Raw genomic sequence first — 25,414 nt, 5'->3', positions numbered from 1 at the left:
CAAGCGCGAGCCTGCGGGGCTTTGTCATTGGCGGCCGGATCAGTTGCTGAACACGTCCGCGCCCTTGGGAATGGTGAAGCTGAAGCTGTTGACCTTCAGCGGCGGGTTCTTCTCGAAGCTGTCGAAGCTCAGCACCGAGACCTGGCCGAAGGAGTCATGCAATTCCATCGCCACCGGCGTGCCGTTCTTCAGGCCGATGCCGATGCTGTCGAAGGTCGTATCCTTACTCTTGGGCACGGCTTCCAGCCATTCCAGGCCGTCCTTGGCGCCGGCTTCCTTCAGGTTGAAATTCTTTTCCAGGTCGTTGCTGCCGAACAGGATCGCGGCCGGCGACGAGCCCAGCGCGTTGCCCAGCTTCTTGGTGGTGACCTGGTTCAGGTCCTTGTCGTAGATGAACAGCTTCTCGCCGTCGGCCTGGATCACCTGCTCATAGGGCTTCTGGTAGGTCCAGATGAATTTGCCCGGACGCGAGAACACGAAGCTGCCGCTGGAGGTGTTGACCACCTTGGCGTTGCCGTTCTCGTTGCGCACCAGGCGCTGGGTGAACGCGCCCTTGGCCGATTGGGTGCTGGCGACGAACTGCTTGAACTGGTCGAGCGCGGCGGCCTGCGCGCGGCCCGGGGTCAGCGCGGCGATGGCGATGGCGCCGGCCACGGCCAGCGCCGACAGGCCTGCCGCCACCAGCATGCGGCGCACGTCGAGCGCGCGTGTGCGGGCTTGCTGCGCTTGCGCACTGCGGCGCGAAAAAGGAGTCCTGGAATTGTCCATGTTGTTGTATCCGTTCTGAAGGTTGCGCCACGCCGGCGCGGGAGTTCGGCAAGAGTGCCGAGGCGCCGGTCCGCGTGGCTTATTCCGGCTCGCCGCCGGCGGCGCCGGCCGGCACCAGGATCTCGCGGTTGCCGTTGGATTGCATCGTCGACACCAGGCCGCTCTGCTCCATCTGTTCCAACAGGCGCGCGGCGCGGTTGTAGCCGATGCGCAGATGGCGCTGCACCAGCGAGATCGAGGCGCGGCGGTTCTTGAGCACCACGGCCACGGCCTGGTCGTACAGCTCGTCGCCCTCGCCGCCGCCGGTTGCCGCTCCGGCGCCGCCGCCACTGCCGTCGGCGTCCTCGAGCACGCCTCCCTCTAGGATGCCCTCGATGTAATTCGGTTCCCCCTGGGTCTTGAGGTGCTCCACCACGCGGTGCACTTCATCGTCCGAGACGAAGGCGCCGTGCACGCGCATCGGCAGCCCGGTGCCGGGCGGCATGTAGAGCATGTCGCCCATGCCCAGCAAGGCTTCGGCGCCCATCTGGTCGAGGATGGTGCGCGAGTCGATCTTGGAAGACACCTGGAAGGCGATGCGGGTCGGCACGTTGGCCTTGATCAGGCCGGTGATCACGTCCACCGACGGCCGCTGCGTGGCCAGGATCAGGTGAATGCCGGCCGCGCGCGCCTTCTGCGCGATGCGGGCGATCAGCTCTTCGACCTTCTTGCCGACCACCATCATCAGGTCGGCCAGTTCGTCGATGATGATGACGATGGTTTCCAGCTGCTCCAGCGGCTCCGGCGCGTCCGGCGTCAGGCTGAACGGGTTGGGGATCTTCTCGCCGCGCTTCTCGGCGTCGGCGATCTTCTGGTTGTAGCCGGCCAGATTGCGCACGCCCAGCTTGGACATCTTCTTGTAGCGGCGCTCCATCTCTTCCACCGCCCAGTTCAGCGCGTGGCCGGCCTGCCGCATGTCGGTCACCACCGGCGCCAGCAGGTGCGGGATGCCCTCATAGATCGAGAGCTCCAGCATCTTGGGATCGATCAGGATCAGGCGCACCTGGCGCGGGGTCGACTTGTACAGCAGCGAGAGGATGGTGGCGTTGATGCCCACCGACTTGCCCGAGCCGGTGGTGCCGGCCACCAGCAAGTGGGGCATCTTGGCCAGGTCGGCCACCACCGGATTGCCGGCGATGTCCTTGCCCAGCGCCACGGTCAGGCTGGAGTGGCTGTCGCCGTACACCTTGGAGCCGACGATCTCGGTCAGGCGCACGATCTGGCGCTTGGGATTGGGCAGCTCCAGGCCCATGTAGTTCTTGCCCTGGATGACTTCCACCACGCGGATCGAAGTCAGCGACAGCGAGCGTGCCAGGTCGCGCGCCAGGTTGACGATCTGGCTGCCCTTGACGCCGGTGGCCGGTTCGATCTCGTAGCGGGTGATCACCGGGCCGGGATAGGCCGCCACCACCTTCACTTCCACGCCGAAGTCTGAGAGCTTCTTCTCGATCAGGCGGCTGGTGAATTCCAGCGTCTCGACCGACACCGTCTGCTGCGCCGGCGGCGCGTCGTCCAGCAGCGACAGCGGCGGCAGGTCGGTATTGGCGTCGTCGAACAGGCTGGTCTGGCGCTCCTTCTGCACGCGGTCGGATTTCTGCACCTCGACGATCTGCGGTTCGATGCGGATCGGCGGCGCCTCGACGATCTTGGCGCGCTCCTGCACCACGGTCTCCTCGCGCTTGACCGCAGCTTCGGCGCCGGCCTTGCGGTCGGCGCGGGCGGCGAAGAAGTTGCGCACCCACAGCAGGCCGTCCTCGATGGCGCCGCCGATGCGTTCGACCGCAGCCAGCCACGACACATGGAAGAACAGCGAGAAGCCCAGCCCGAACAGGAGCAGCAGCAGCAAGGTGGAACCGGTGAAGCCGAAGGTCGGCTGGACGGCCTTGCCGATCATCTCGCCCAGCACGCCGCCGGAAGAATGCGGCAGCTTGGCCACCAGGCGATGCATGCGGGTGAATTCGATGCCCAGGCTGCCGGTCAGCATGAAGACGAAGCCGACGGCGCGGATGATGGACTCCTGGCGATGCTCGGGCTCGGCCGGCTGCTCGACCAGGAAGCGCTCGGACAGGCGGCGGTAGCCGTTCCATACCGCGCGGCCCAGCAGCACGCACCACCACCAGGCGGACATGCCGAAGATGTACAGCAGCAAGTCGGCCATCCAGGCGCCCACGCGCCCGCCCCAGTTGGCCACGCGCGGCACCGAGCTGGCCACCGACCAGCCCGGGTCAGTCTTGGAATAGGTCACGAGAATCAAGGCCAGGTAGACCAGGAGCGCGGTCAGGGCCAGCCAGCGCGCTTCGGAAATCAGCCGCACCAGGCGGTTGGGCATCGGCGGCGCCGGCGCCTTGGTGTTGCGGATGTGGGCTTGACTCGTCTTCGACATAACTTCCGTACTAAAAAAACGTAGCCGCCATTGTAACGGCATTGCATTGGCGCTTTGGCATTTTGCGGGTCGGCAACATCGAATATGCCGCCGCCCGCCTTGTCTTCCGGACAAGCCCGCGGCACTGCCGGGCTATTGGATGGATAGCGTAATTCCATCGGCCCGAGAGGGGGCCTTCGTCTATAATCTTACCCGTTTTGCAGCGCAGAAATATGAAGGCGCGGATGCGCCCGAGCGCCCCCTGCGGCCGCCACGAATTGAAATCCCGGGACTTGCCTCAAGCTATGCGGAAGTCCCCCAAACACACGAAGAGTATCCTATGAGCACGCCCAAACACGCCAAGGTCCTGATTCTCGGTTCCGGCCCCGCCGGCTACAGCGCCGCGGTCTACGCCGCCCGCGCCAACCTGAACCCGGTGCTGATCACCGGCGTCGAGCAAGGCGGCCAGCTGATGACCACCACCGACGTCGAGAACTGGCCGGGCGATCCGCTGGGCGTGCAAGGCCCGGAACTGATGCAGCGCCTGCTGCAGCACGCCGAGCGTTTCAAGACCGAGATCATCTTCGACCACATCCACACCACCAAGCTGTCGGAGCGCCCGTTCCGCCTGATCGGCGACAGCGGCGAATACACCGCCGACGCCCTGATCATCGCCACCGGCGCCTCGGCCCAGTACCTGGGCCTGCCGTCGGAACAGGCCTTCATGGGCCGCGGCGTGTCGGCCTGCGCCACCTGCGACGGCTTCTTCTATCGCGGCCGCGAAGTGGCCGTGGTGGGCGGCGGCAACACCGCCGTCGAGGAAGCCCTGTATCTCTCCAACATCGCCAGCAAGGTCACGATCATCCACCGCCGCGACAAGTTCCGCGCCGAGCCGATCCTGATCGACCGCCTGCTGCACAAGGTCACCGAGGGCAAGATCGCCATCCAGTGGCACAACACCCTGGATGAGGTGATCGGCGACGACAGCGGCGTGACCGGCATCCGGATCAAGTCGACCCAGGACGGCGCCATCACCGAGATCCCGGTGCACGGCCTGTTCATCGCCATCGGCCACAAGCCCAACACCAGCATCTTCGAGGGCCAGCTGAACATGCAGAACGGCTACCTCAAGACCCGCGCCGGGACCGAAGGTTTCGCCACCGCCACCAGCATCGACGGCGTGTTCGCCGCCGGCGACGTGCAGGATCACATCTATCGGCAGGCCATCACCAGCGCCGGCACCGGCTGCATGGCCGCGCTCGACGCCCAGCGTTACCTGGAAGGCCTGGAATAAAAATTTGTGCGCTGCGAGAACTCGCGGCGCGATGTTTCATCAAAAAGCCGGTGGCGAGACAATCGCCGCCGGCTTTTTTGTTGCAGGTTCGTCAACGACAATTATCCAAGGAAGAACCGTGCCCCGCTCCCGCACCACCACCAATGTGCTGCTTTGCCTGCTCGCCCTGGGCGGCGTGCTGGCCGCATGCAGCGCCGCCCGCGAACCGGGCCAGGCCGGCGCCGCGCCCGGCGACTGCGACGCCTCCCGGGTCGACCACCTGATCGGCGAAAACGTCAGCGGCTACATCGAGCGCCTGGCCATGCGGGAGTCCGGCGCCCAGGACGTGCGGGTGCTCAAGCCCGACTCCATCGCCACCATGGACTTCAACGCCAGGCGGCTGAACATCCACACCGATCCCGGCAAGGTCATCATCAAGCTGAGCTGCGGCTGAGCTGCAGCTGAACTGCAAACGCGTCTTGCCCGGCTTCTGATAAAGTAAGCGGCTGGGGAGTTAATGCAGGCGCATCATGGCAACGATCAAGGATTTTTCCGCACTCAAGGGGCTGCGCAAGGATTTGCAGGCGCAGGAAAAGGCGCGCGCCGAAGCCGAGGCTGAACGCCTGCGCAACGAAGCGCGGCAACGGGCCGAGGCCGACATCTTCCGCAGCAGCATCGGCCAGGTCGCGCCGCTGCGCGCCAAGGCCATCGACAAGGCCCTCCACCTCCCCGAACAGCCCCTGCCCATCGCCCGCCACCACCTGGCCGACGAGCAGGCCGCGCTGCTGGAATCGCTGTCCGACGAATTCACCGTCGACACGCTCATGGACAGCGACGAGAACCTCAGCTTCGCCCGTCCCGGCGTCGGTCCCGACGTGCTCTCCAAACTGCGCCGCGGCAACTGGGTGATCCAGGCCCAGCTCGACTTGCACGGCTACCGGCGCGACCAGGCGCGCGAGGCGCTGGGCGAGTTCCTGCGCCAATCGCGCAAGCGCGGCATCCGCTGCGTGCGCGTGATCCACGGCAAGGGACTGGGTTCGGTCAACAAGGAGCCGGTGCTCAAGCACAAGGTGCGCAACTGGCTGGCGCAAAAGGATGAGGTGATGGCCTTCTGCCAGGCGCGCGCGGCCGACGGCGGCGCCGGCGCGCTGGTGGTGCTGCTCAAGTCCAGCGAACGCGCCTCAGGCTGAGGCCGGCGTCCCCAGGCCCTTGCCCGAGCGGCTGCCGGCATGCGCCGATGGCGGATAGCCGGCCAGTTTCCTGAACATCGTCGAAAACGCCGCCGGACGCTCGTAGCCGAAATCCAGCGCGATGCGCGTCACCGCCTCCCCCGCCGCCAGGCGCGATACCGCCAGCACCACGCAGGCGCGCTGGCGCCATTCCTGGAATCCCATCCCCGTCTGCTCGCGAAAACGCCGCCCGAAGGTGCGTTCGCTCATGTGCAGCCGGCGCGCCCAGTCGCCCGGGCGCGACTGTATTCCCGGCGCCAGCATGAAGCCGCGGCACAGTTCGGCCAGCGCTGCGTCGCGCGGCAACGGGATATGCATGGGCAGTTCGCGCGCGCGGCCGATCTCGTGCAGCAGCAGGCGCATCAGCGTGCCGTCGCGACCGTCCTCGGGATAATGCTGGTTCATCTGCGCCGACTCGATCAGCAGCTGGCGCAGCAAGGGGCTCACCTCCAGCACCTGGCAGGCGTCCCCCGCGCGCGGCGACGCATGCGGCTCGATGTAGGCGCTGCGCGTGGTCACGCCCAGCAGCATCCTGCTGCGATGGACCTTGCCGGCCGGGATCCATACCGCGTGCTGTTGCGGCACCACCCAGGCGCCGTCCCCGGTGGCCACCTGCATCAGGCCGCTGGCGCCGTACAGCAGCTGCGCGCGCCGGTGGCTGTGCCAGGGCAGCAGCGTGCCGTCGGCGTACGCGGCGCCGGCGGCGACCACGGCGCGCGGCACGGCGTCGATGCGATCGATGGGCAATGGGATCCGGTCTGTCATCTGTTCGGTGAAATCGAGGAGCTTGGCGGAAATTCGAACATTATTGTCCCGACATCGAAAGCCAGTCAAACCGGTGCGGCCTATCGTGCCCCCATCCGCCCGCCATCACGAGCACGCCGCCATGAACTTCTACCTCGCCCTCGCCGCCTTCGGCCTGCTGTCCGGCTGCGCCATTTCGCTGCTGCGCACCGGCAGCGGCACGGTGGTGGTGCCGCTGATGTATTGCAGCCTGACGGCGCTGTATCCCGCAGGCAGCGCCCTGCACCGCATGGCCATGCACGTCGCGGTCGGCACCTCGGCCTGCGTGCTGGCCATCACCGCCGCCGCAGCCTGCCGGCCTTATCTGAGCGCGCGACGGATCTCCCTGCGCAAGTGCTGGCCGCTGTGCCTGTATGCCGCCACCGGCGCGCTGGCCGGCGCGCTGGCGGCGCTCGCCTGCTCGCCGTTCCGGCTGCGGCTGCTGTACGTGCTGTACCTGTCGGCGCTGATTGCCGATTGCGCGCTGCGCTTCGATCGCATGGAGAAAACCGGCCCCGCGCATGGCATCCTGCCGCCCTCCGTGCCGCGCCGCCTGCCGCTCTTGCTCAATGCCTGCGCGGTGCTGGCCGCGGGCTCGCTGTCGGCCGGCGCCGGTGTGGGCGGCGGCGCCATGACCGTGCCGCTGATGCGGCGCGGCGGCCATGACGCCGAGTGCGCCTCGGCGTTGTCCCAACTGCTGGCGGCCAGCGCGGCGCTGGCGGCCTGCGCGGTCTACCTCGCCGCCGCCGGCCTGCGCGGCGCGGAAGCGGGCGCATGGCATGTCGGCCACGTCGACCTCAGCGCGGCCGCCTTGCTGGCCGTTGCCGCGCTGGCCGGCATGCGCCTGGCGAGGCCCCTGGCCGGGAGCATGCCGGAGCGCATGCGCGTCGGCGCCTACATGGGCCTGTTGCTGCTGGTCCTGTTCAAGATGACCGTTTGAGCTGCTCTTGGGCTCGTTCCAGCCTCAGAACAGGTCCAGCTGCCCCGCGTTGCGCTGCCGCTGCTCGCGCGGCGCCGGCGCCAGCAGCGGCCGCCGGAACTGGCTGGCGTCGAGCGTGGCGAAGGCGCGGTTGCGGTGGCTGATGCCCAGGCGCTGGCTGGCCTTCTCGAAGCGCTGCTGCAGCAGGTCGGCCCAGACGCCGGCGCCGCGCATGCGGGTGGCGAAATCGGCGTCGTAGTCCTTGCCGCCGCGCATGTCCTGGATGCGGTTCATCACGCGCGCGGCGCGCTCGGGGAAATGCGCCTGCAGCCACTGCCGGAACAGCGGGCTGACCTCCCATGGCAGGCGCAACACGATGTAGCCGGCCTGCCCCGCGCCGGCGTCGATCGCCGCCTCCATCACGCGTTCGAGATCGGGCTCGGTGACAAAGGGAATCACCGGTGCAATCGACACGCTGACCGGGATGCCGGCCTCGGCCAGCGTCCTGATGACGCGCAGGCGGCGCGCCGGGCTGGCCGCGCGCGGCTCCAGCGTGCGTGCGACGGCCGGGTCGAGCGTGGTGATGGTGACGGCGGCGATGGCCTGGCGCTTCGCCGCCATTGCCGCCAGCAGGTCGATGTCGCGCTCGATCAGCGCGGACTTGGTGATCAAGGCTACCGGGTTGCCGCAGTCGTGCAGGATCTGCAGCACGCGGCGCGTAATCCGCAGCTCGCGCTCGATGGGCTGGTAGGCGTCGGTGTTGATGCCCACCGTGATCGTGTCCGGTTCATAGGACGGCTTGGCCAGCTCGCGCAGCAGCAGTTCCGGGGCATTGGTCTTGGCCACCAGGCGGCTTTCGAAATCCAGCCCCGGCGACAGGCCGAGATAGCTGTGCGAAGGCCGCGCGAAGCAGTAGACGCAGCCGTGCTCGCAGCCCCGGTAGGGATTGAGCGAGACCGAGAACGGCAGGTCCGGCGAGCGGTTGCGGCTGAGGATGGACTTGGCGGTTTCCTCGGTGACGATGGTCTTGAGCCTGGCAGGCTCTTCCGCTTCCGGCGCCGCGGCGTCCTCGCCTTCGGACGGCGCGGACGGCGCGAACCGCAGCGCCTGCCAGCCGTCGTCGAACTCCTCGCGGCTGACCGAATCGTAGCGTCCGCGCAGGTTGGTGACGGCGCCGCGGCCCTTGAGGGGGGCCTGCTGGCGATGGATGTAGGTCTCGGTCGTGAGCGTGGCGTCGTCGTCCGAAGGCGGCTTGGGCTGCTTGGGGAAAGGCGCGGCGATGCCTTCTGGAAACCTGGGGAAACGCGATGAGCTGGACATGGCGGAGTGGATGATTACTGTATATATAAACAGTATTTTGCCCGCCCCAGCCGGCGCCTGCAAACCCTGTTTCAATTTTCCCTTGCCGCCCTGCCAACATCGCGCGCGACCATGCCGGTAGCGTGCGGATTAATCGGTTATGCTTGGACGCACAGTACCGAATACAAAAAATCGGACAGGGGGAACAAAGAACCGTCGGGTTCCTACGTTCCAAGGAGACAACGATGCAATACCGGGAAAACCGGCCAGGCGGCGCCGGCGCGGCGCTGTCCCATGGCCCCGTGGTGCAGGCGGCGGCCGACGGCGCGCTCGACCTGCACGTCATCGAACGTTCGCACCAGCGCAGCTCCTCCTACGGCCTCACGCGCGCCCAGCGCCCCGACCTGTCCACGCTCTCGCGCGCGGACCTGGCGCTGGCGCTGCAATCGAGCCAGGCGCTCTCCAGCCATGCCAAGCCGGTCATGGAGACGCTCTACGACCAGATCCGCAATACCCACAGCATGGTGATCCTGTCGGACGCCGAGGGCACCATCGTCCACACGCTGGGCGACAGCGACTTCCTGGCCAAGGCCGACCGCGTGGCGCTGGGCGCAGGCGGCCGCTGGTCGGAACAGCTGCGCGGCACCAACGCCATCGGCACGGCGCTGTTCGAGCAGAAGCCCACCATCGTGCACGCGCAGGAGCACTACCTCGACGCCAACCGCTTCCTGACCTGTTCGGCCGCGCCCATCTTCGACCATCGCGGCCAGGTGCTGGGCGTGCTAGACGTCTCGGGCGAATGCGGCGGCTTCCACAAGCACACCCTGGCGCTGGTGCGCATGTCGGCGCAGATGATCGAGAACCAGCTGCTGGCCGGCAGCTTCCCCGATTGCATCACCCTGCACTTCCACAGCCGCCCGGAATTCGTCGGCACGCTGGTCGAGGGCATCGCTACCTTCGCGCCGGGCGGGCGCTTCCTGGCGGCCAACCGCAGCGCGCTGTTCCAGCTCGGCCTGCCGCTGGCGGCGCTGCAGTCGCATACCTTCGGCTCGCTGTTCGGCGCGCCGGTCTCGGCGCTGTTCGAGCACTACCGCAAGGCCGCGCCAGGCCTGATGGCGCTCCATCTGCACAGCGGCATCCAGATCCATGCGCGCGCCGAGATGCGGCTGCGCGAGCAGCATTTCCAGAACGCGCGCGACGCCGTAGCCGCCGCGCCGCCCACTCCGCTCCCGGCGACGCCACGCGCGGCGCCCGGCGGCGACGCCCTGCAGGCGCTCGATACCGGAGACGACGCCATGCGCGCCGTCATCGCCAAGCTGCGCAAGGTGATCGGCCGCGACATTCCCATCCTCATCACCGGCGAGACCGGCACCGGCAAGGAGTGGCTGGCCCAGGCCATTCACCGTGACGGCGCGCATGGCGCGGGCGCACCGTTTGTCGCGCTCAATTGTTCGGCGATCCCTGAAAACCTGATCGAGGCCGAGCTGTTCGGCTATGAGGATGGCGCCTTCACCGGCGCGCGGCGCAAGGGCGCGCAGGGCAAGATCGCGCAGGCCCAGGGCGGCACGCTGTTTCTGGATGAGATCGGCGACATGCCGCTGGCGCTGCAGGGCCGCTTGCTGCGCGTGCTGCAGGAGCGCGCGGTGACGCCCTTGGGCAGTGGCCGCGTGATCCCGGTGGATTTCTCGCTGGTGTGCGCCACCAACCAGCCGCTGCGCGAGATGGCCGCGCGCCACGCCTTCCGCGAAGACCTCTACTACCGCATCAACGGCCTGCAAGTGAAATTGCCGGCGCTGCGCGAACGCAGCGACCTGGCCCGCCTGGCCGCGCTGATGCTGGCGCGCGAAGGCGGCCCCGGGGCGCCGCCGTTCGACCTGCCGGCCAGCCAGTTGCTGCTGGCGCATCCGTGGCCGGGCAACCTGCGCCAGCTGGCCAACCTGGTGCGCACCGCGCTGGCCATGGCCGCGGGCGAAGACAGCATCGGCCTGCGCCACCTGCCCGACGATTTCCTGGAAGAAGCCGGCGCCCCGCCCGCGCCCCTGGATGCCGCGCCCGCCGTCTCATTGCAGGACAGCGAATGGAGCGCCATCGAACACGCGTTGCGCGCGCACGGCGGCAACGTCAGCGCCGCCGCCCGCGCGCTGGGCGTGTCGCGCAACACCATCTACCGCAGGCTGCGGCTGCGCGCCTGAACCCGGCCACCGCCTCAGTGCGGCGCCGTCTGCGGCAGCGCCTCGTACTCGTCGTCGGAGAACAACCGCGAGCGCGTCAGGAAGCGCTTGCCGCTGCCGTTCTCCAGCGAGAACATGCCGCCGTTGCCGTTGACCACGTCGATGATCAGTTGGGTGTGCTTCCAATACTCGAACTGGTCGGCGCCCATGTAGAACGGCACGCCGTCGATCTCACCCAAATGCACGTCGGTGTCGCCCAGCTGGAATTCGCCGGCCTGGTAGCACATCGGCGCGCTGCCGTCGCAACAGCCGCCCGACTGGAAAAAGATCAGGTCGCCGTGGCGGCCCTTCAACTGGCGCAGCAGCGCCAGCGTCGCCTCGGTGGCGACCACCCGTTGCGGTGCATTCATTGCCGTCTCCCTTCGCCCTTTTTGCCCGTCAACTGAAAAACGGCGCCGGCCGCCATCGTGGCCGGCGCCGCCGTAACGGATCAGAAGAACCCGAGCGCCTTGGGGCTGTAGCTCACCAGCAGGTTCTTGGTTTGCTGGTAGTGGTCGAGCATCATCTTGTGATTCTCGCGGCCGATGCCGGATTGCTTGTAGCCACCGAACGCGGCATGCGCCGGGTACAGGTGGTAGCAGTTGGTCCACACGCGGCCGGCCTGGATCTCGCGCCCCATGCGGAAGGCGCGCGTGCCGTCGCGCGTCCACAGCCCGGCGCCCAGGCCGTACAACGTGTCGTTGGCGATGGCCAGCGCCTCTTCCTCGTCCTTGAAGGTGGTGACCGAGACCACCGGGCCGAAGATCTCTTCCTGGAAGATGCGCATCTTGTTGTTGCCCTCGAAGACCGTGGGCTTGACGTAATAGCCGCCGCCCAGGTCGCCGCCCAGCTCCTCGCGGCCGCCGCCGGCCAGCACCTTGGCGCCCTCCTGCTTGCCGATGTCGATATACGAGAGGATCTTCTCCAGTTGCTCCTGCGAGGCCTGGGCGCCGATCATGGTGCCCTTGTCGAGCGGGTTGCCCTGCCTGATGGCGGCCACGCGCTTCAAGGCGCGCTCGATGAAGCGCTCGTAGATCGATTCCTGCACCAGCACGCGCGAGGGGCAGGTGCAGACCTCGCCCTGGTTCAACGCGAACATGGCGAATCCTTCCAGCGCCTTGTCGAAGAATTCGTCGTCTTTCTCCATCACATCGGCGAAGAAGATGTTGGGCGACTTGCCGCCCAACTCCAGCGTCACCGGGATCAGGTTCTGCGAGGCGTACTGCATGATCAGGCGGCCGGTGGTGGTCTCGCCGGTGAAGGCGATCTTGGCGATGCGCTTGTTGGAGGCCAGCGGCTTGCCTGCTTCCACGCCGAAGCCCTGCACCACGTTGAGCACGCCCGGCGGCACCAGGTCGGCGATCAGCTCCAGCAGCACCATGATCGATGCCGGGGTCTGCTCGGCCGGCTTCAGCACCACGCAGTTGCCGGCGGCCAGCGCCGGCGCCAGCTTCCACACCGCCATCAGGATCGGGAAGTTCCACGGGATGATCTGGCCGACCACGCCCAGCGGTTCGTGGAAGTGGTAGGCGTAGGTGTCGTTGTCGATGGCCGAGATGCCGCCTTCCTGGGTACGGATGGCGGCGGCGAAGTAACGGAAATGGTCGATCGCCAGGGGGATGTCGGCGGCCATGGTTTCACGGATGGGCTTGCCGTTGTCCAGTGTCTCGGCGGTGGCCAGCAGCTCCAGGTTGGCCTCCATGCGATCGGCGATCTTGAGCAGCATGTTGGCGCGATCGGTGGGCGAGGTCTTGCCCCAGGCCTTCTTGGCGGCGTGGGCGGCGTCCAGCGCCAGTTCGATGTCTTCGGCCGAGGAGCGCGCCACTTCGCAGAAGGCGCGGCCGATCACCGGGCTGATGTTCTCGAAGTATTCGCCCTTGACCGGCGGCACGAATTTGCCGCCGATGAAATTGTCGTAGCGTTGCTTGAAGGGATCCTTCACGCCGAGCTTGCTGATGTCTGCCAGATTCATTGTCGCCTCCGATAATTATGGAAATGAACACCCGGCCGTCATGTCCTGGCCGGCCGGGGATCCCTGCAGATGGGGGCAAGCGCCGTGCCAGTGCGCCGGCATCGGCCGGCCGCCCGCGCAGCCGCGCCGTACGGGCTTGCGCGCCGGCGGTGGGCGCGCGCGGCTGCGCCAGGTTGTCACTGCCTGTGTCAATCTGGAACAGGCGAGAGTGACAGCGAGACGGCGAGGCAGCGAGGCGCGGATGGAAGCGACGGATGAATGGCACAGGCAAGAAAAAACCGGCCAGCGGCCGGTTCGGTGAAGCGATGGGATGCGGTGTCGATCAGACCGCGTCGGCGCCGGTTTCGCCGGTGCGGATGCGGATCACCTGCTCGACTTCCTGCACGAAGATCTTGCCGTCGCCGATCTTGCCGGTGCGCGCGGCCTTGATGATGGCGTCCACCGCCTGCTCCACCACCTTGTCGTCCACCACCACCTCGATCTTCACCTTGGGCAGGAAATCAACCACATATTCGGCGCCGCGGTAGAGCTCGGTGTGCCCCTTCTGGCGGCCGAAGCCCTTGACCTCGGTGACCGTCAGGCCGGTGACGCCGACTTCCGCCAGGGACTCCCGAACCTCATCCAGCTTGAACGGTTTGATGACTGCGGTCACTTGTTTCATGGCAATTCCTCTCTTGATATGTCGTGAAAATGTCGACTGTTATGTTAACTAAAAATCCAATGGCGCTTGCTTGATTTTTCCGTTCCCGCCTATTGTCGGCCAGGCGCCGCGCGCTTTCAAGCGCCGGCGAGTGCGGTGCGATCAGGCCTCCGAATCCGGGACGCGCTCCAGCCCCTGCATCCAGACCGTGGCTTCCGAATCGCTGGGCGCGCGCCAGTCGCCGCGCGGCGAGAGCGAGCCGCCGGAGCCGACCTTGGGCGCGTTGGGCACGCAGGAGCGCTTGAACTGGCTGGTCTTGAAGAAGCGGTACAGGAAGATGCCTAGGTTCTTCTTGATCTGGGCCAGGGTGTATTCGTTATGGGCGCCGTGCAGGCCGTCGGGCCAATGCCCGGCCTCGCGGTCGCGCCAGGCGCTGTGCGCGAGGAAGGCCACCTTGGCCGGCGTGAAGCCGTAGCGCAGGATGTAGTAAAGGTTGAAGTCCTGCAGCTCGTAGGGACCGATGAAGTCCTGCGTGCGCTGTCCCGGCTCGCCGGCCGACTTGCCCGGCACCAGTTCCGGGCTGATCTCGGTTTCCAGGATCTGCATCAGCACTTCCGGATGCGTCAGCTCCAGCGACGCCGACTCGGCCACCCAGCGCACCAGGTGGGTGATCAGGGTCTTGGGCACGCTGGCGTTGACGTTGTAGTGCGACATGTGGTCGCCCACGCCGTAGGTGCACCAGCCCAGCGCCAGCTCGGAGAGGTCGCCGGTGCCGATGACGATGGCGCCGTTATGGTTGGCCAGGCGGAACAGGTGGTTGGTGCGCTCGCCGGCCTGCACGTTCTCGAAGGTAATGTCGTAGACCGGCTCGCCGTTGGCGTAGGGATGGCCCAGGTCCTTGAGCATCTGTTCGCAGCTGGGACGGATGTCGATCTCCTGCGCCGCGCAGCCGACCTGCTCCATCAGCTTGTGCGCCTGCGCCAGCGTGCGGCTGCTGGTGGCGAAGCCGGGCATGGTGTAGGCCAGGATGTTGGCGCGCGGCAGGCCCAGCTTGTCCATCGCCTTGGCGCAGACCAGGAGCGCATGGGTAGAATCGAGACCGCCTGAGACGCCGATCACCACCTTCTTGATGCCGCTGGAAGAGAGCCGCTGCACCAGCGCCTGCACCTGGATGTTGTAGACCTCGCGGCAGCGCAGCTCGCGCTGCTCGGCATTGGCCGGCACGTAGGGGAAGCGGGCTACGGCGCGCTTGAGCGGCAGCGCGCGGGCGGCCGGCACTTCCACGTCGAAGGCCACCACCTCGAACTTGCGCACCTCGTCGGCATGGCGCCGCACCGACTGGCCGAAGCTGGTCTGGTGGAAGCGCTCGCGCGAGAGACGTTCGAGGTCGACGTCGGCATAGATCACGTGGCCACCCTCGGCGAAGCGCTCGGACTCTGCCAGCAGTTCGCCGTTCTCGCAGATCAGCGCCTGGCCGTCCCAGGCCACGTCGGTAGTGGACTCGCCGTTACCGGCCGAGGAATACAGGTAGGCCGCCATGCAGCGCGCCGATTGCTGCGACACCAGCTGATGGCGGTAACCGGACTTGCCGACCACCACGTTGGAGGCCGACAGGTTCACCAGCACCGTGGCGCCGGCCAGCGCGGCGAAGGACGACGGCGGGATCGGCACCCAAACGTCTTCGCAGATCTCGATGTGGAAACGGAAATCGGAGATATTGGCGATGTCGAACAGCAGGCTGCCGAACGGCACGTCCTGGCCCAGGAGGCGCACGCGGCGCGTGATGGCGCAATCGGCGCCGCTGAACTGGCGCGCTTCGTAGAATTCGCTGTAGTTGGGCAGGTAGGTCTTGGGCACCACGCCCTGGATGCGGCCGCCGGCCACCACCACCGCGCAATTGAACAGCTGGTGCTCCACCTTCAGCGGCAAGCCCACCAGCAAGGCCGCGGGCAAGCGCGCCGAGGCGTCGACAATCGCCTGCAGCGCCTCCAGCGAGGCGTCCAGCAAGGCGCGCTGCTGGAACAGGTCTTCGCAGCTGTAGGCCGACAAACCCAGTTCGGGGAAGGACACCAGCACCGCGCCCTGGGCCACGGCCTGCTCGGCCAGTTCGATGGTGCGCTGCGCGTTGTAACCGGGGTCGGCCACCTTGCAGTCGGGCACGGCCACCGCGACGCGGGCGAAACCGTGGCTGTAGAGATTGAAGAATTCGCTTTGCATGAAGTGCTTTCCGCTGCGTGCTTTTTGCCGCGTCCTCGCATCCCGGCCGGGCCGCCGGCGACGCATTTTTTTCATTTTGCGTAGAATGCCTGTTCGATGCCGGCCAACCGGCTTGGCGCCGCAGGCAGCAACTGAAGAAACAGGTCACGCTACTCACTGTTCAATGGATTATCGCACGCGAATCGTTTCTTCTCTGGCCGAGATCGGCCAGCCGGGCTGGGACGGCCTGGTGGCCGCCCAGGACGAGGCCAATCCCTTCCTTTCCTATGCTTTCCTGCATGCCTTGCACGAGAGCGGCTCGGCCTGCGCCGACACCGGCTGGGAGCCGCACTACCTGAGCATCTGGCAAGGCGAGCGGCTGGCGGCGGCCATGCCGCTTTATCGGAAATTCCACTCCTACGGCGAATACGTGTTCGACTGGGCCTGGGCCGAGGCCTACCAGCGCCATGGCGTGGACTACTATCCCAAGCTGCTCTCGGCCATCCCGTTCACGCCGGTGCGCGGCGGCCGCCTGCTGGCGATCGACGAGAAAGCCCGCGCGGCCTTGCTGGCCGCGCTGCTGGCCTTGCAGCAGGAGCCGGGCGTCTCTTCCACCCACATCCTCTATCCGCCGCCGCCGCAGGCCAAAGCGCTGGCCGGGGCCGGCTTCCTGCTGCGCAGCGGCGTGCAGTTCCACTGGCACAACGAGGGCTACGCCAGCTTCGCCGAGTTCGTCGATACGCTGGACCGCAAGAAGCGCAAGAATATCCTGGCCGAGCGGCGCAAGGTGTCCGAACAGGGCGTGCGCTTCGTGCAGCTGCGCGGTGCCGAGATCGAAGAGGCGCACTGGCGCTTCTTCAACCGCTGCTACCGGCACACTTATTCGGATCACTACTCCACGCCCTACCTCAACCTGGATTTCTTCCTGCGCATCGGCCGGAGCATGCCGCAGAACCTGCTGCTCACCATCGCCCTGCGCGACGGCCATGCCATCGCCAGCTCGCTCACCGTGCACGACCGCGACACGCTGTACGGCCGCTACTGGGGCGCGCTGGAGCACGTCCCCTGCCTGCACTTCGAGACTGCCTACTACCAGCCGCTGGAGTTTTGCATCGCCGAGAAGATTTCCTGGTTCGAGGGCGGCGCCCAGGGCGAGCACAAGATGGCGCGCGGCTTCATGCCGCAGAAGACCTGGTCGGCGCACTGGCTGGCGCACCCCGGCTTCTACGACGCGGTGGAACACTTCCTGCAGCGCGAGGAAGGCGGCATCGACGGTTACCTGTCCGAACTCAACGAGCGCAATCCCTTCCGCGATCCGCCGCGCTGAGCGAGCTCCCAATGACAACGGCCGGCATCCGCATGCAGCGAATGCCGGCCGTTTTTTTCCCGGCAAGCTCAGGCGCCTGCAGTGCGCATCACCTGTAACCGACGCGGTCCAGCATCTGCAGCACCTTCTGCTGGTTTGCGCCGACCGCGCCGACGTTGATCACCTCGGCCTTGAACGGGCCCATCTTCAGCAGCGCCGGGTTGTCGGTCTTCACGCCGGCCACCGCCGGCCATTCATTGTTGCCTTCGGCAAAGTAGCGCTGCGCCTTGTCGCCGGCCAGGTACTCCAGGAACTGCACCGCCTCGGCCTTGTGCGGCGCATGCCTGGCTACGCCGGCGCCGGCGATGTTGACGTGCGCGCCATAGCTCTTCTGGTTGGGCCAGGCGATGCCGACCTTTTCCATCAGCGCCACGTCTTCCGGCTTGGTGGAGCGCAGCAGGCGCGCCACGTAATAGGAGTTGGAAATCGCCACGCCGCATTCGCCCGAACCGACCGCCTTGATCTGGTCGGTGTCGCCGCCAACCGGCTGACGCGCCTGGTTGGCGACCATGCCCTTCAGCACTTCCTCGGTCCTGGCGGCGCCGTTGTGCTCCAGCAGCGCGCCGAACAGCGAGACGTTATAGGGGTGCGAGCCGCTGCGTGTGCATAGCTTGCCCTTGTTCTTCGGGTCGGCCAGCGACTCGTAGGTGTCGACGTCTTCCGGCTTCACGCTGGCCTTGTTGTAGACGATCACGCGGGCGCGGGTCGAGAAGCCGAACCACTGGGCGCCGTCGCTGCCCTCCTTGCTGTGCAGCTGGGCCGGGATGCGCTCTTCCAGCAACTTCGACTTGACCGGCTGGAACAGGCCGTCGCTCTGCGCCTTCCACAGGCGCGCCGCGTCCACCAGCAGGATCACGTCGGCCGGGCTGGCGGCGCCTTCGCTCTTCAGGCGCGCCAGGATGCCGGCGTCGTCGCCGTCGATGCGGTTGATCTTGATGCCGGTGGCCTTGGTGAAGTCGGCATAGAGGGCTTCGTCAGTCTGATAGTGGCGCGCCGAGTAGAGGTTGAGCACCTTCTCCTGGGCGACGGAAGACAGCGCGGTGCCGGCCAGCAGGGCGCCGACCACGAGTTGACGAGGGAACATGGACCATCCTTTTCCAAAAATTGATGAACCGCCGCGCAATGATGGCGGCTTCTTTTTTTGGCGCGGGCGGCGGTCCGGAAATACGGCTGGTCCGACCGGGACGGCGGCAGGACGAAGCATCCTGCGCGTTCGCGATGGCGGCATCGTGCGATGCCTTGTTGTTGGTATGCGGTTTTGACGTGCTTGCAAAACCGGATGCGACTATAGCACAGATAAGAAACGTTACCATTTGAGAATATTCTCAAATAGAAAAAGCCCCGGCCGGCATCCGGCGGGGCTTTCCTCGGCGGCGGGCGCGCAGGGCGCTCAGATCAACTCAGCACCTTGACGCCGAAATCGACGCCGATGCCGGCCCACCACTCCTGCTCCTTCTGGAACCAGAAGTCGATGCTGGGATGTTCCTTGATGTAGTCGCGGCGGATTTCCAGGTCGATCTTGCTCTTGAGCTTGACCTTGACTTTATCCAGGTCGAGCGCGATGTGCGAGTGCATGAACATCACCGCCAGCCGCAGCGCCAATACGGCCTTGGCGAAATCGACGTCGGCCAGCATTTCGCTGATCTTCTTGAGGTTGCCCTTCTGTCCCAGGATCAGCGTGCTCATCAGCTTCTGTTCGCGGGTGGTGAAGCCCGGCAGGTCGGCGTTGGCGATCATGTAGGCCGAATGCTTGTGGTAGCCGGTGGGCGACACCACCAGGCCGGTCTCGTGCAGCAAGGCGGCCCAATACAGGTAGCGCGCATAGGAATCGGTAGCCGGCTTGAGCACCTGGAAGAAGCCCAGCGCGGTGTCGGCCACGCTGTGCGCGCGTGCGGCGTCGACATGGAAGCGGCGCCCGAAGTCCTCCACCGACAGCTCGCGGCGGTCGGCCTGGGTGGCGCGCAGTTGCAGGTCCCACATCACGCCCATGCGCAGCCCGGCCTCGACCGGGGTCACGACCTCGATGCCGAACTCCTGCATGAAGCCGATCAGCACCGCCAGGCCGCCCATGATGACGCCGGCGCGGTCGGGCTTCATGCCGTCCAGCTCGATGCGGCTGACATGGCCGAAATCGATCAGGCGCTGCATCAGGTCTTCCAGGCTGGAGAGCGTGATGCGGCCGTCGCCCATGGCGTTGCGGCCGATAGTGTCGGCGATGGCGCGCATGGTGCCGGAGGAGCCGTAGACGTTGACGCTGTCGCTGAAGCTGAACAGGTGCACCGCGTCCTCGACGTGCGAACGGGCGGAAATGATGGCGCGTTCGAAGGCGGCGGCAGTGATGGCGCCGTCGGGGAAGAAGGCCAGGCTCTGGTTGACGGTGCCGATGCCGAAGGACTCGACATGGCGGATATGCCCGCCCAGGCCCCGCACGACCTCGGTAGAGCCGCCGCCGATGTCGATCACCATGCGCTCTTCCTGCGGCGCGGCCAGCACGCCGGCCACGCCCATGTAGATCAGGCGCCCTTCTTCCTCGCCGGAAATGATTTCGACCGGATAGCCGATGGCGCGCTCCAGCTCGGGCAGCAGCTCGGAAGCGTTCTTCGCCACGCGCAGCGTGTTGGTCGCCACCACGCGCACGGCGTTGAGCGAGTAGTCGCGCAGGATGGCGCGAAAGCGGGTCAGCGAATCGATCGCGGTCTTGCAGGCCTGCTCGGTGAGGTGGCCGTTCTTGTCGAGGCCGGCGGCGAGGCGAATGGGGTCGCGCGCGCTCTTGATCACGCGAATGCCGCCATCCTCATATTTGCCGATATGCAGGCGAAAGCTGTTGGAACCGAGATCTACTGCAGCAAACATTCATTTCCTTCCGAAATCGCATCCCGTGCAAAAGGCCGGGACCCGAAAATGCCTAAACAATTTTAATCCGCCGCATGTGGCCGTCCGGACAAGATAATCGGCTTCCATGACAGTTTAATGACACCTTGCGCGCCGGGCCGCCCGCGGCAGCGCGCCGCGCCTCGCGCCATCGCCCGCCAGGCCGCTTGCAGCCTGTAGAATGGCGGCATGCCGCCGGCCTGCCGCGGCGAAAATATTATTTTATACAATTTATCCATTTCACTTCTCATGCCGGGCATTCTTTATCTGATTCCCAACACTCTCGGCCCGACCGAGGTTCCCGCAGCCGACGCCGGCGATGCGCCGCATCCGCTGGACGCCATCATCCCGCGCGAGGTGCAGGCCATTGCCGCCCGCCTGGATTATTTCGTCGCCGAGAACGCCAAGACCACGCGCGCCTTCCTCAAACTGCTCGCCAGCCGCCAGCCGCTGGCCAGGCCGATCCAGGAAATCGCCATTGCCGAGCTCAACGTCAACACCGAAGCCTCCGCCCTGCCCGCGCTGCTGGCGCCGCTGCTGGCCGGACGCGACGGCGGCCTGATCTCGGAAGCCGGCGTGCCGGCAGTGGCCGATCCCGGCGCCAACCTGGTGCGCCTGGCGCATCAGCACGGCATCCAGGTGCGCCCGCTGGTGGGACCGTCGTCGCTGCTGCTGGCGGTCATGGCCAGCGGCCTGAACGGCCAGAGCTTCGCCTTCAACGGTTACCTGCCCACCGACGCCGATGCGCGCGGCAAGCGCATCAGGCAGCTGGAGGATCGCTCGCGCAAGGAGAAGCAGACCCAGTTGCTGATCGAAACGCCGTACCGCAACACCGCGATGCTGGAAGCGCTGGCCAGCCATTGCCAGCCCGGCACGCTGGTGTGCGTGGCGACCGACCTGAGCCTGCCTTCCGAATCGCTGCGCACGCAGACGGCGGCGCAATGGAAGACGGCGCTGGCGGCCGGCAAGGGGCCTGATTTTCACAAGAAACCGACGGTGTTCCTGCTGCTGGCGGAGTGATCCGCCGGCTGAGGGAGCGCGACGAATGACGCTGGGTCCCCGCCTTCGCCGGGACGACGGGAGGTGGGATAGCCAGAACGTATGGCGATTGACGCTATCGTCTCACTGTCGTTCCTGCGAAAGCAGGAACCCAGCGTCGTGCAACGGCCGTCGCAACATGACCAACGTCGCTGGGTCCCTGCTTTCGCGGGGACGACGGGGAATGGAATAACTCGAACGCGCGGAGGCGCAAGCCGCCCCTGACCGGCCGTTCAGCCAACGCGGTGACGCCAAGAAAAAAAGGCCGGCTGCACGCGCAGCCGGCCCTCTTTGTTGAATCCCCGCAAGCTCAGCGCAGCTGCGGCAGCGCCGACGACATCATGGTCTTGGCCACCCCCGCGCCAAAGGCCACGCCGAATTTCTTCAGCACGCGCTCGGACAGGTTTTCGGTCTGCGTATAGTCGACCACGTCCTCGGCCTTGACCACGTCGCGCGCCACGCTGTCGACCGTGCCGTAGCCATCGGCCAGGCCCAGCTCGACCGCCTTGGAACCGGTCCACACCAGGCCGGAGAAGGTCTCGGGGGTTTCCTTCAGGCGCGTGCCGCGACCCTGGCGCACCACTTCGATGAACTGCTGGTGGATCTCTTCCAGCATGGCCTGCGCGTACTCGCGCTGCTTCGCGCTTTGCGGGCTGAAGGGGTCGAGGAAGCTCTTGTTCTCGCCTGCGGTCAGCAGCCGGCGCTCCACGCCCAGCTTGTCCATCAGGCCGGTGAAGCCGAACCCGTCCATCAGCACGCCAACCGAGCCGATCAGGCTGGCCTTGTTGACGTAGATGCGGTCGGCCGCAGCGGCGATGTAGTAGCCGCCCGAGGCGCAGACTTCCTCCACCACCACGTAGATCGGCTTCTTGGGATACTCCTTGCGCAGGCGGGTGATCTCGTCGTTGATCATGCCGGCCTGCACCGGGCTGCCGCCGGGGCTGTTGATCTTGAGGATCACGCCGACCGAATCGGCGGCGGCGAAGGCCTTGTCCAGCGCCGGGATCACCACGCCGGCCGAGCCCTGCCCTTCGGATTCGATGGTGCTGCGGATCTCGACCAGCGCGGTATGGGTGCCCAGCGGTTCGCTCTCGGTCTTGCCGTAGGTGAGCGCCAGCCAGGCGCCGAACACGATCACGACCAGGATCGCGATGCGGAAGAAGATGCCCCAGCGACGGCGCGCGCGCTGTTCCTTGACGGCGAACAGCGCCAGCTTTTCCAGCACGTCGCGCTCCCAGCCGGGCTTCTTTTCCTCGCGCGCGGCCTTGGGCGAAGGTGCCGCGCCGCCCGGCTCGGAGGTCGCCGGGACTTGCGGTTTGGATTCCGGCTGATCGAATTCGTTATTGCTCATATGCTCACTCAAAGCGGCGCGGCAGCCGGCGGCGGCCTGCGCTCATTTCCCCAAAAGCTCATGCCTCGACGGGCTTGACGATGTCGTCCGGCCGCCAATAGATATGACCCTCACGTTCCACCGTCATGATCTTACGCAAATGCGCGCCGGTACAAGGACCGCCCTCGCATTTTCCCGTATCGGGCGAATAAACCGCGCCATGTGTTGCGCACATGAGATACAGGCCGCTGGACTCAAAGAACTCGCCCTCGCTCCAGTCCAGCTCCACCGGCACGTGCGCGCAGCGGTTCAGGTAGCCGTACACGGCGCCGCCGTAGCGCACCACGAAGCCGGTCGCGTCGTCGCCGCGCACCATCACCGGAAAACGCTTGCCCAGCCCGCCCTCCTCGATCTCCGAGGAGGCACAGATGAGGATGTCGGTCAGGCTGTTCATGGCGGCGGCGTTGAAAGGAAGGATGAAGGAGGATGCGCGTGCGGCGCTCAGGCGTTATCGCTGAGCCACTGGTGCAGCGAACGGATCGACGTGGCCGAATACAGCGGCCGGAGCTCGTGCAGCTGCGGCGCCGGATGCGCGCCGAACTCCACCGCCACGCCCTTGGCGCCGGCATTGATGGCCATCTGCAGGTCGTGGGTAGTGTCGCCGATCATCACGGTGCGGTGCATGTCCTGCCCCAGCTCGCGGGTCAGCTCCTGCAGCATGGCGGGGTGCGGCTTGGAGAAGGTCTCGTCGGCGCAGCGGGTGGCGTCGAACACCGACAGCAGGCCGGTGCTGTTCATCGCCCGATTCAGTCCCACGCGGCTCTTGCCGGTCGCCACCGCCAGGAAATAGCCCTGCTGCGACAGGTCGGCCAGCATCTCGGGCACGCCGTCGAACAGCGAAAGGTCCTTGTCCTGGCCCAGGTAGTGGTGGCGATAGCGCTCGACGATGCGCGGATAGTACTTGGGATCGACATCCGGAATGGCGGCCTGCATGGCGTCCTGCAGCCCCAGGCCGATCACGTAGGAAGCGGCGCTCTTGTCCGGGATCGGCAGGCCGAGGTCGCGCGCCGCCGCCTGGATGCAGCGCACGATGGTCGAGGTGCTGTCCATCAGCGTGCCGTCCCAGTCGAAGACGATCAGGTCGAATTGCTTTCTTGCCATGTTTTCTTTTCGCTTTCGTCGATCGCCGGCGCTGCCGCCGGCGAACTTGCGTATCTGTTAATTCCCGGCAGAAAGTATCACATCCCGGCACGCTGCGGGCGAGGCACTTTACTCTTCGCCGTCGCCGGCAATGCCTTGCGGCAACGCCTCGTCGTCGCCGTCCTCGCGCAGGCTGCGCAGGAAGTTTTCGCATTCCTGCGGCAAGGCCGCCTTCAGCGTCACCGTCTCGCCGCTCTCGGGGTGGGTGAAGCTGATGCGCCAGGCGTGCAGGAACATGCGCTTGAAGGCGATGCGACGGCCATCCGCCTTCTGCAATGCCTTGTTCAGCGGGAAGTCGCCGTACTTGTCGTCGCCGACGATGGGAAAGCCGCTGGATGACAGGTGCACCCGGATCTGATGCGTGCGGCCGGTCTTGAGTTCAGCCTCCAGCAGGGCGAATTCGCCGAAGCGGCGCAGCAGCGAGAACACCGTGTGCGACGCCTGCCCGTCGGCTTGCACGCGCACGCGCCGTTCGCCGTCCGCCGTGCTGTACTTGAACAGCGGCAACTTGATGTGCTGGCGCGCGTTCTTCCAGTCGCCCTGCACCAGGGTCAGGTAGCGCTTGTCGGTCACGCCGTCGCGCATCTGGTCGTGCAGGTTGGTCAGCGCCGAACGCTTCTTGGCGATCAGCAGCACGCCGGAAGTATCGCGGTCCAGGCGGTGCACCAGTTCCAGGAACTTGGCCTGCGGCCGCGCCGCGCGCAATTGCTCGATGACGCCATAGCTCACGCCGGAGCCGCCATGCACGGCCACGCCGGCCGGCTTGTCGATCACCAGCATGTGGCTGTCCTCGAACAGGATGCGGAACTCGGCGCCGGGGACGACGCTCTCCTGCCTCTCCGCAACTCGTATTGGCGGCACGCGCACCATGTCGCCCTCGACCAGCCGGTAGGTCTGGTCGATGCGGCCCTTGTTGACGCGCACCTCGCCCGAGCGCAGGACCCGGTAGATGTGGCTCTTGGGGACGCCCTTGCAGATGCGCAGGAGAAAATTGTCGATACGCTGCCCCGCTTCCTCTTCGGAAATGGTCAGCAATTGCACCTGGGGAAGGTTCTGCGAGGCTACTGCACTCCGGGAAGCCGGCGCTGTTTTGGCCGTTTCAGAAGCCTCCCTAGAAAATCTCGCTAAGTCCTTCATTTTGAATATATAATCGATCGACGCCGGTCAAAAAACCGCGTCAGTAGAATAAAAAGGAACATTCTACACAAGAGGAGACTTCGTCAGCCTCGCTCCTTTGCAAAATTGACGAAGGGGGCCCCGAAAATCACGGCGCGCGGCATGGCAGACGCAAAAAAATGCACTGCAACGGCTCGATCAACCTGGTCAAGCAGCCGTCAATGCCGTTGTCCTGATTGACGTCAGGCCTCGAAAAACGAGTACGCACCTTCCCTGCGCGAATCTGGTTTGCACCGCAGTTGCCGACGGATAACGCACTTTGAAGTTGAACAGAATTGTTTGGATCATCAGGATAAAAGTCTGGCAAGACTCGCATCCGGTGTCCCGGTTTCCGAACCGCAGCGCACAGCCCCCAGGCGAAAAGCAGCGCAGGAGACGGCAGGCCCACACGGCCTTCCCCGCCCTCCCGCAGCGCATCGCACCGGGCCATGCCGCGGCCGCAGCCGGTGCATCGCGAAGCTTGCCGGTTGATGCATTGAACCCGATCGCCGTCGCCAACCCTATTAACATGTTTCGTTTGGCTTCACAGACCAGCTTACCGTCCGCAGCAGCCTGCGCGACCGCCTATGGCGGAGCGCGCGGCGCGGATACGGCGCTGCCCGGCGTTCCGGTCCACCGCATCCGCGCCCCGTTGTGCTTGAGTGCTTTATAAGTAAGCTGCACTCCACACAGTAAGGCAATTCCCTTCCCCAATCACTTCGTTCTCGCGTACATCCCTGTACCTTTTGGCGCCGCTTCCGCAA

General features: G+C 66.2%; 22 protein-coding genes. 8 read left to right on the top strand and 14 right to left on the bottom strand.

Annotated features, from left to right (window positions below):
• Positions 1-39 precede the first annotated feature (39 nt).
• Together lolA and Herbaro_RS08650 are read right to left on the bottom strand one after the other, a co-directional pair.
• Positions 40-768 carry an outer membrane lipoprotein chaperone LolA gene (gene lolA / locus Herbaro_RS08655; RefSeq protein WP_275013416.1) on the bottom strand — a complete coding sequence of 243 codons (729 nt, stop codon included), beginning with the start codon at positions 766-768 and terminating at the stop codon, positions 40-42.
• Positions 769-847: 79 nt separating this feature from the next.
• On the bottom strand, positions 848-3,190 hold the full coding sequence (locus Herbaro_RS08650; protein ID WP_275013415.1) for a DNA translocase FtsK: 2,343 nt from the start codon (positions 3,188-3,190) through the stop codon (positions 848-850).
• Between the two features lie 319 nt (positions 3,191-3,509).
• Here Herbaro_RS08650 and trxB point away from each other — a divergent pair, with 319 nt between their 5' ends.
• The 3 genes from trxB to Herbaro_RS08635 all read left to right on the top strand — a co-directional run bounded on the left by trxB (position 3,510) and on the right by Herbaro_RS08635 (position 5,632).
• A complete protein-coding gene (gene trxB, locus Herbaro_RS08645; protein ID WP_275013414.1) occupies positions 3,510-4,463 on the top strand; it encodes a thioredoxin-disulfide reductase in 954 nt (317 codons plus the stop codon).
• A gap of 118 nt (positions 4,464-4,581) precedes the next feature.
• A complete protein-coding gene (locus Herbaro_RS08640) occupies positions 4,582-4,896 on the top strand; it encodes an I78 family peptidase inhibitor (protein ID WP_275013413.1) in 315 nt (104 codons plus the stop codon).
• A 76-nt stretch (positions 4,897-4,972) separates the two neighbouring features.
• Entirely contained in the window at positions 4,973-5,632 is a 660-nt protein-coding gene (locus tag Herbaro_RS08635; protein WP_275013412.1) for a Smr/MutS family protein, read from the top strand.
• On the opposite strand, the gene Herbaro_RS08630 is transcribed toward Herbaro_RS08635, so the two are convergent.
• Positions 5,624-6,436: an AraC family transcriptional regulator gene (locus tag Herbaro_RS08630; RefSeq protein ID WP_275013411.1), complete on the bottom strand. Its 813-nt coding sequence runs from the start codon at positions 6,434-6,436 to the stop codon at positions 5,624-5,626. The genes Herbaro_RS08635 and Herbaro_RS08630 overlap by 9 nt on opposite strands.
• A gap of 121 nt (positions 6,437-6,557) precedes the next feature.
• On the opposite strand from Herbaro_RS08630, the gene Herbaro_RS08625 reads away from it, so the two are divergent.
• Positions 6,558-7,394: a TSUP family transporter gene (locus tag Herbaro_RS08625; protein WP_275013409.1), complete on the top strand. Its 837-nt coding sequence runs from the start codon at positions 6,558-6,560 to the stop codon at positions 7,392-7,394.
• Positions 7,395-7,418: 24 nt separating this feature from the next.
• Here Herbaro_RS08625 and Herbaro_RS08620 read toward each other — a convergent pair whose 3' ends face one another.
• Entirely contained in the window at positions 7,419-8,693 is a 1,275-nt protein-coding gene (locus tag Herbaro_RS08620) for a PA0069 family radical SAM protein (protein WP_275013408.1), read from the bottom strand.
• 224 nt (positions 8,694-8,917) lie between these two features.
• Between Herbaro_RS08620 and Herbaro_RS08615 the strand changes: the two genes are divergently transcribed.
• Positions 8,918-10,864, top strand: coding sequence for a sigma-54-dependent Fis family transcriptional regulator (locus Herbaro_RS08615; protein ID WP_275013407.1), 1,947 nt, complete (start codon positions 8,918-8,920; stop codon positions 10,862-10,864).
• A 14-nt stretch (positions 10,865-10,878) separates the two neighbouring features.
• Here the strand turns inward: Herbaro_RS08615 and Herbaro_RS08610 are convergent, their stop codons facing one another.
• The 4 genes from Herbaro_RS08610 to Herbaro_RS08595 all read right to left on the bottom strand — a co-directional run bounded on the left by Herbaro_RS08610 (position 10,879) and on the right by Herbaro_RS08595 (position 15,711).
• On the bottom strand, positions 10,879-11,253 hold the full coding sequence (locus Herbaro_RS08610) for a DUF779 domain-containing protein (protein WP_275013406.1): 375 nt from the start codon (positions 11,251-11,253) through the stop codon (positions 10,879-10,881).
• A gap of 80 nt (positions 11,254-11,333) precedes the next feature.
• Positions 11,334-12,854 (bottom strand): aldehyde dehydrogenase, encoded by a 1,521-nt coding sequence (gene adh / locus Herbaro_RS08605; RefSeq protein ID WP_275013404.1) that lies wholly within the window; start codon positions 12,852-12,854, stop codon positions 11,334-11,336.
• 322 nt (positions 12,855-13,176) lie between these two features.
• Positions 13,177-13,515 (bottom strand): P-II family nitrogen regulator, encoded by a 339-nt coding sequence (locus Herbaro_RS08600; protein WP_275013403.1) that lies wholly within the window; start codon positions 13,513-13,515, stop codon positions 13,177-13,179.
• A 141-nt stretch (positions 13,516-13,656) separates the two neighbouring features.
• A complete protein-coding gene (locus tag Herbaro_RS08595) occupies positions 13,657-15,711 on the bottom strand; it encodes an NAD(+) synthase (protein ID WP_275013402.1) in 2,055 nt (684 codons plus the stop codon).
• Between the two features lie 163 nt (positions 15,712-15,874).
• On the opposite strand from Herbaro_RS08595, the gene Herbaro_RS08590 reads away from it, so the two are divergent.
• Entirely contained in the window at positions 15,875-17,017 is a 1,143-nt protein-coding gene (locus tag Herbaro_RS08590) for a GNAT family N-acetyltransferase (protein ID WP_275013401.1), read from the top strand.
• A gap of 88 nt (positions 17,018-17,105) precedes the next feature.
• On the opposite strand, the gene Herbaro_RS08585 is transcribed toward Herbaro_RS08590, so the two are convergent.
• Positions 17,106-18,140, bottom strand: coding sequence for an extracellular solute-binding protein (locus Herbaro_RS08585; protein ID WP_275013400.1), 1,035 nt, complete (start codon positions 18,138-18,140; stop codon positions 17,106-17,108).
• Between Herbaro_RS08585 and Herbaro_RS08580 the strand changes: the two genes are divergently transcribed.
• On the top strand, positions 18,139-18,318 hold the full coding sequence (locus tag Herbaro_RS08580) for a hypothetical protein (RefSeq protein ID WP_275013399.1): 180 nt from the start codon (positions 18,139-18,141) through the stop codon (positions 18,316-18,318). The two genes, Herbaro_RS08585 and Herbaro_RS08580, sit on opposite strands and share 2 nt — an antisense overlap.
• A gap of 133 nt (positions 18,319-18,451) precedes the next feature.
• On the opposite strand, the gene Herbaro_RS08575 is transcribed toward Herbaro_RS08580, so the two are convergent.
• Positions 18,452-19,909 carry a Ppx/GppA phosphatase family protein gene (locus Herbaro_RS08575; RefSeq protein ID WP_275013398.1) on the bottom strand — a complete coding sequence of 486 codons (1,458 nt, stop codon included), beginning with the start codon at positions 19,907-19,909 and terminating at the stop codon, positions 18,452-18,454.
• Between the two features lie 267 nt (positions 19,910-20,176).
• Between Herbaro_RS08575 and Herbaro_RS08570 the strand changes: the two genes are divergently transcribed.
• On the top strand, positions 20,177-20,947 hold the full coding sequence (locus Herbaro_RS08570; protein WP_275013397.1) for an SAM-dependent methyltransferase: 771 nt from the start codon (positions 20,177-20,179) through the stop codon (positions 20,945-20,947).
• Positions 20,948-21,275: 328 nt separating this feature from the next.
• On the opposite strand, the gene Herbaro_RS08565 is transcribed toward Herbaro_RS08570, so the two are convergent.
• The 4 genes from Herbaro_RS08565 to rluC all read right to left on the bottom strand — a co-directional run bounded on the left by Herbaro_RS08565 (position 21,276) and on the right by rluC (position 24,632).
• Positions 21,276-22,316: a S49 family peptidase gene (locus tag Herbaro_RS08565; protein ID WP_275013396.1), complete on the bottom strand. Its 1,041-nt coding sequence runs from the start codon at positions 22,314-22,316 to the stop codon at positions 21,276-21,278.
• Between the two features lie 58 nt (positions 22,317-22,374).
• Positions 22,375-22,749 (bottom strand): Rieske (2Fe-2S) protein, encoded by a 375-nt coding sequence (locus tag Herbaro_RS08560; protein WP_275013395.1) that lies wholly within the window; start codon positions 22,747-22,749, stop codon positions 22,375-22,377.
• A 47-nt stretch (positions 22,750-22,796) separates the two neighbouring features.
• Positions 22,797-23,456: an HAD-IIIA family hydrolase gene (locus Herbaro_RS08555; protein WP_275013394.1), complete on the bottom strand. Its 660-nt coding sequence runs from the start codon at positions 23,454-23,456 to the stop codon at positions 22,797-22,799.
• 108 nt (positions 23,457-23,564) lie between these two features.
• Positions 23,565-24,632 carry a 23S rRNA pseudouridine(955/2504/2580) synthase RluC gene (gene rluC, locus Herbaro_RS08550; RefSeq protein ID WP_275013393.1) on the bottom strand — a complete coding sequence of 356 codons (1,068 nt, stop codon included), beginning with the start codon at positions 24,630-24,632 and terminating at the stop codon, positions 23,565-23,567.
• Between the last annotated feature and the right edge of the window lie 782 nt (positions 24,633-25,414).

The organism is Herbaspirillum sp. WKF16 (assembly GCF_028993615.1).
In the GTDB taxonomy this organism is placed as follows: domain Bacteria; phylum Pseudomonadota; class Gammaproteobacteria; order Burkholderiales; family Burkholderiaceae_D; genus Herbaspirillum.
The sequence above is the reverse complement of the archived record's forward strand: the minus strand, read 5'-3'. Positions and strand labels throughout refer to the sequence as shown.

Excerpts from the sequence above, each read along its gene's own strand:
- lolA (WP_275013416.1), bottom strand. The coding sequence starts at position 768 with ATGGACAATTCCAGGACTCCTTTTTCGCGCCGCAGTGCGCAAGCGCAG.
- Herbaro_RS08650 (WP_275013415.1), bottom strand. The coding sequence starts at position 3,190 with ATGTCGAAGACGAGTCAAGCCCACATCCGCAACACCAAGGCGCCGGCG.
- trxB (WP_275013414.1), top strand. The coding sequence starts at position 3,510 with ATGAGCACGCCCAAACACGCCAAGGTCCTGATTCTCGGTTCCGGCCCC.
- Herbaro_RS08635 (WP_275013412.1), top strand. The coding sequence starts at position 4,973 with ATGGCAACGATCAAGGATTTTTCCGCACTCAAGGGGCTGCGCAAGGAT.
- Herbaro_RS08630 (WP_275013411.1), bottom strand. The coding sequence starts at position 6,436 with ATGACAGACCGGATCCCATTGCCCATCGATCGCATCGACGCCGTGCCG.
- Herbaro_RS08625 (WP_275013409.1), top strand. The coding sequence starts at position 6,558 with ATGAACTTCTACCTCGCCCTCGCCGCCTTCGGCCTGCTGTCCGGCTGC.
- Herbaro_RS08620 (WP_275013408.1), bottom strand. The coding sequence starts at position 8,693 with ATGTCCAGCTCATCGCGTTTCCCCAGGTTTCCAGAAGGCATCGCCGCG.
- Herbaro_RS08615 (WP_275013407.1), top strand. The coding sequence starts at position 8,918 with ATGCAATACCGGGAAAACCGGCCAGGCGGCGCCGGCGCGGCGCTGTCC.
- Herbaro_RS08610 (WP_275013406.1), bottom strand. The coding sequence starts at position 11,253 with ATGAATGCACCGCAACGGGTGGTCGCCACCGAGGCGACGCTGGCGCTG.
- adh (WP_275013404.1), bottom strand. The coding sequence starts at position 12,854 with ATGAATCTGGCAGACATCAGCAAGCTCGGCGTGAAGGATCCCTTCAAG.
- Herbaro_RS08600 (WP_275013403.1), bottom strand. The coding sequence starts at position 13,515 with ATGAAACAAGTGACCGCAGTCATCAAACCGTTCAAGCTGGATGAGGTT.
- Herbaro_RS08595 (WP_275013402.1), bottom strand. The coding sequence starts at position 15,711 with ATGCAAAGCGAATTCTTCAATCTCTACAGCCACGGTTTCGCCCGCGTC.
- Herbaro_RS08590 (WP_275013401.1), top strand. The coding sequence starts at position 15,875 with ATGGATTATCGCACGCGAATCGTTTCTTCTCTGGCCGAGATCGGCCAG.
- Herbaro_RS08580 (WP_275013399.1), top strand. The coding sequence starts at position 18,139 with ATGGACCATCCTTTTCCAAAAATTGATGAACCGCCGCGCAATGATGGC.
- Herbaro_RS08585 (WP_275013400.1), bottom strand. The coding sequence starts at position 18,140 with ATGTTCCCTCGTCAACTCGTGGTCGGCGCCCTGCTGGCCGGCACCGCG.
- Herbaro_RS08575 (WP_275013398.1), bottom strand. The coding sequence starts at position 19,909 with ATGTTTGCTGCAGTAGATCTCGGTTCCAACAGCTTTCGCCTGCATATC.
- Herbaro_RS08570 (WP_275013397.1), top strand. The coding sequence starts at position 20,177 with ATGCCGGGCATTCTTTATCTGATTCCCAACACTCTCGGCCCGACCGAG.
- Herbaro_RS08565 (WP_275013396.1), bottom strand. The coding sequence starts at position 22,316 with ATGAGCAATAACGAATTCGATCAGCCGGAATCCAAACCGCAAGTCCCG.
- Herbaro_RS08560 (WP_275013395.1), bottom strand. The coding sequence starts at position 22,749 with ATGAACAGCCTGACCGACATCCTCATCTGTGCCTCCTCGGAGATCGAG.
- Herbaro_RS08555 (WP_275013394.1), bottom strand. The coding sequence starts at position 23,456 with ATGGCAAGAAAGCAATTCGACCTGATCGTCTTCGACTGGGACGGCACG.
- rluC (WP_275013393.1), bottom strand. The coding sequence starts at position 24,632 with ATGAAGGACTTAGCGAGATTTTCTAGGGAGGCTTCTGAAACGGCCAAA.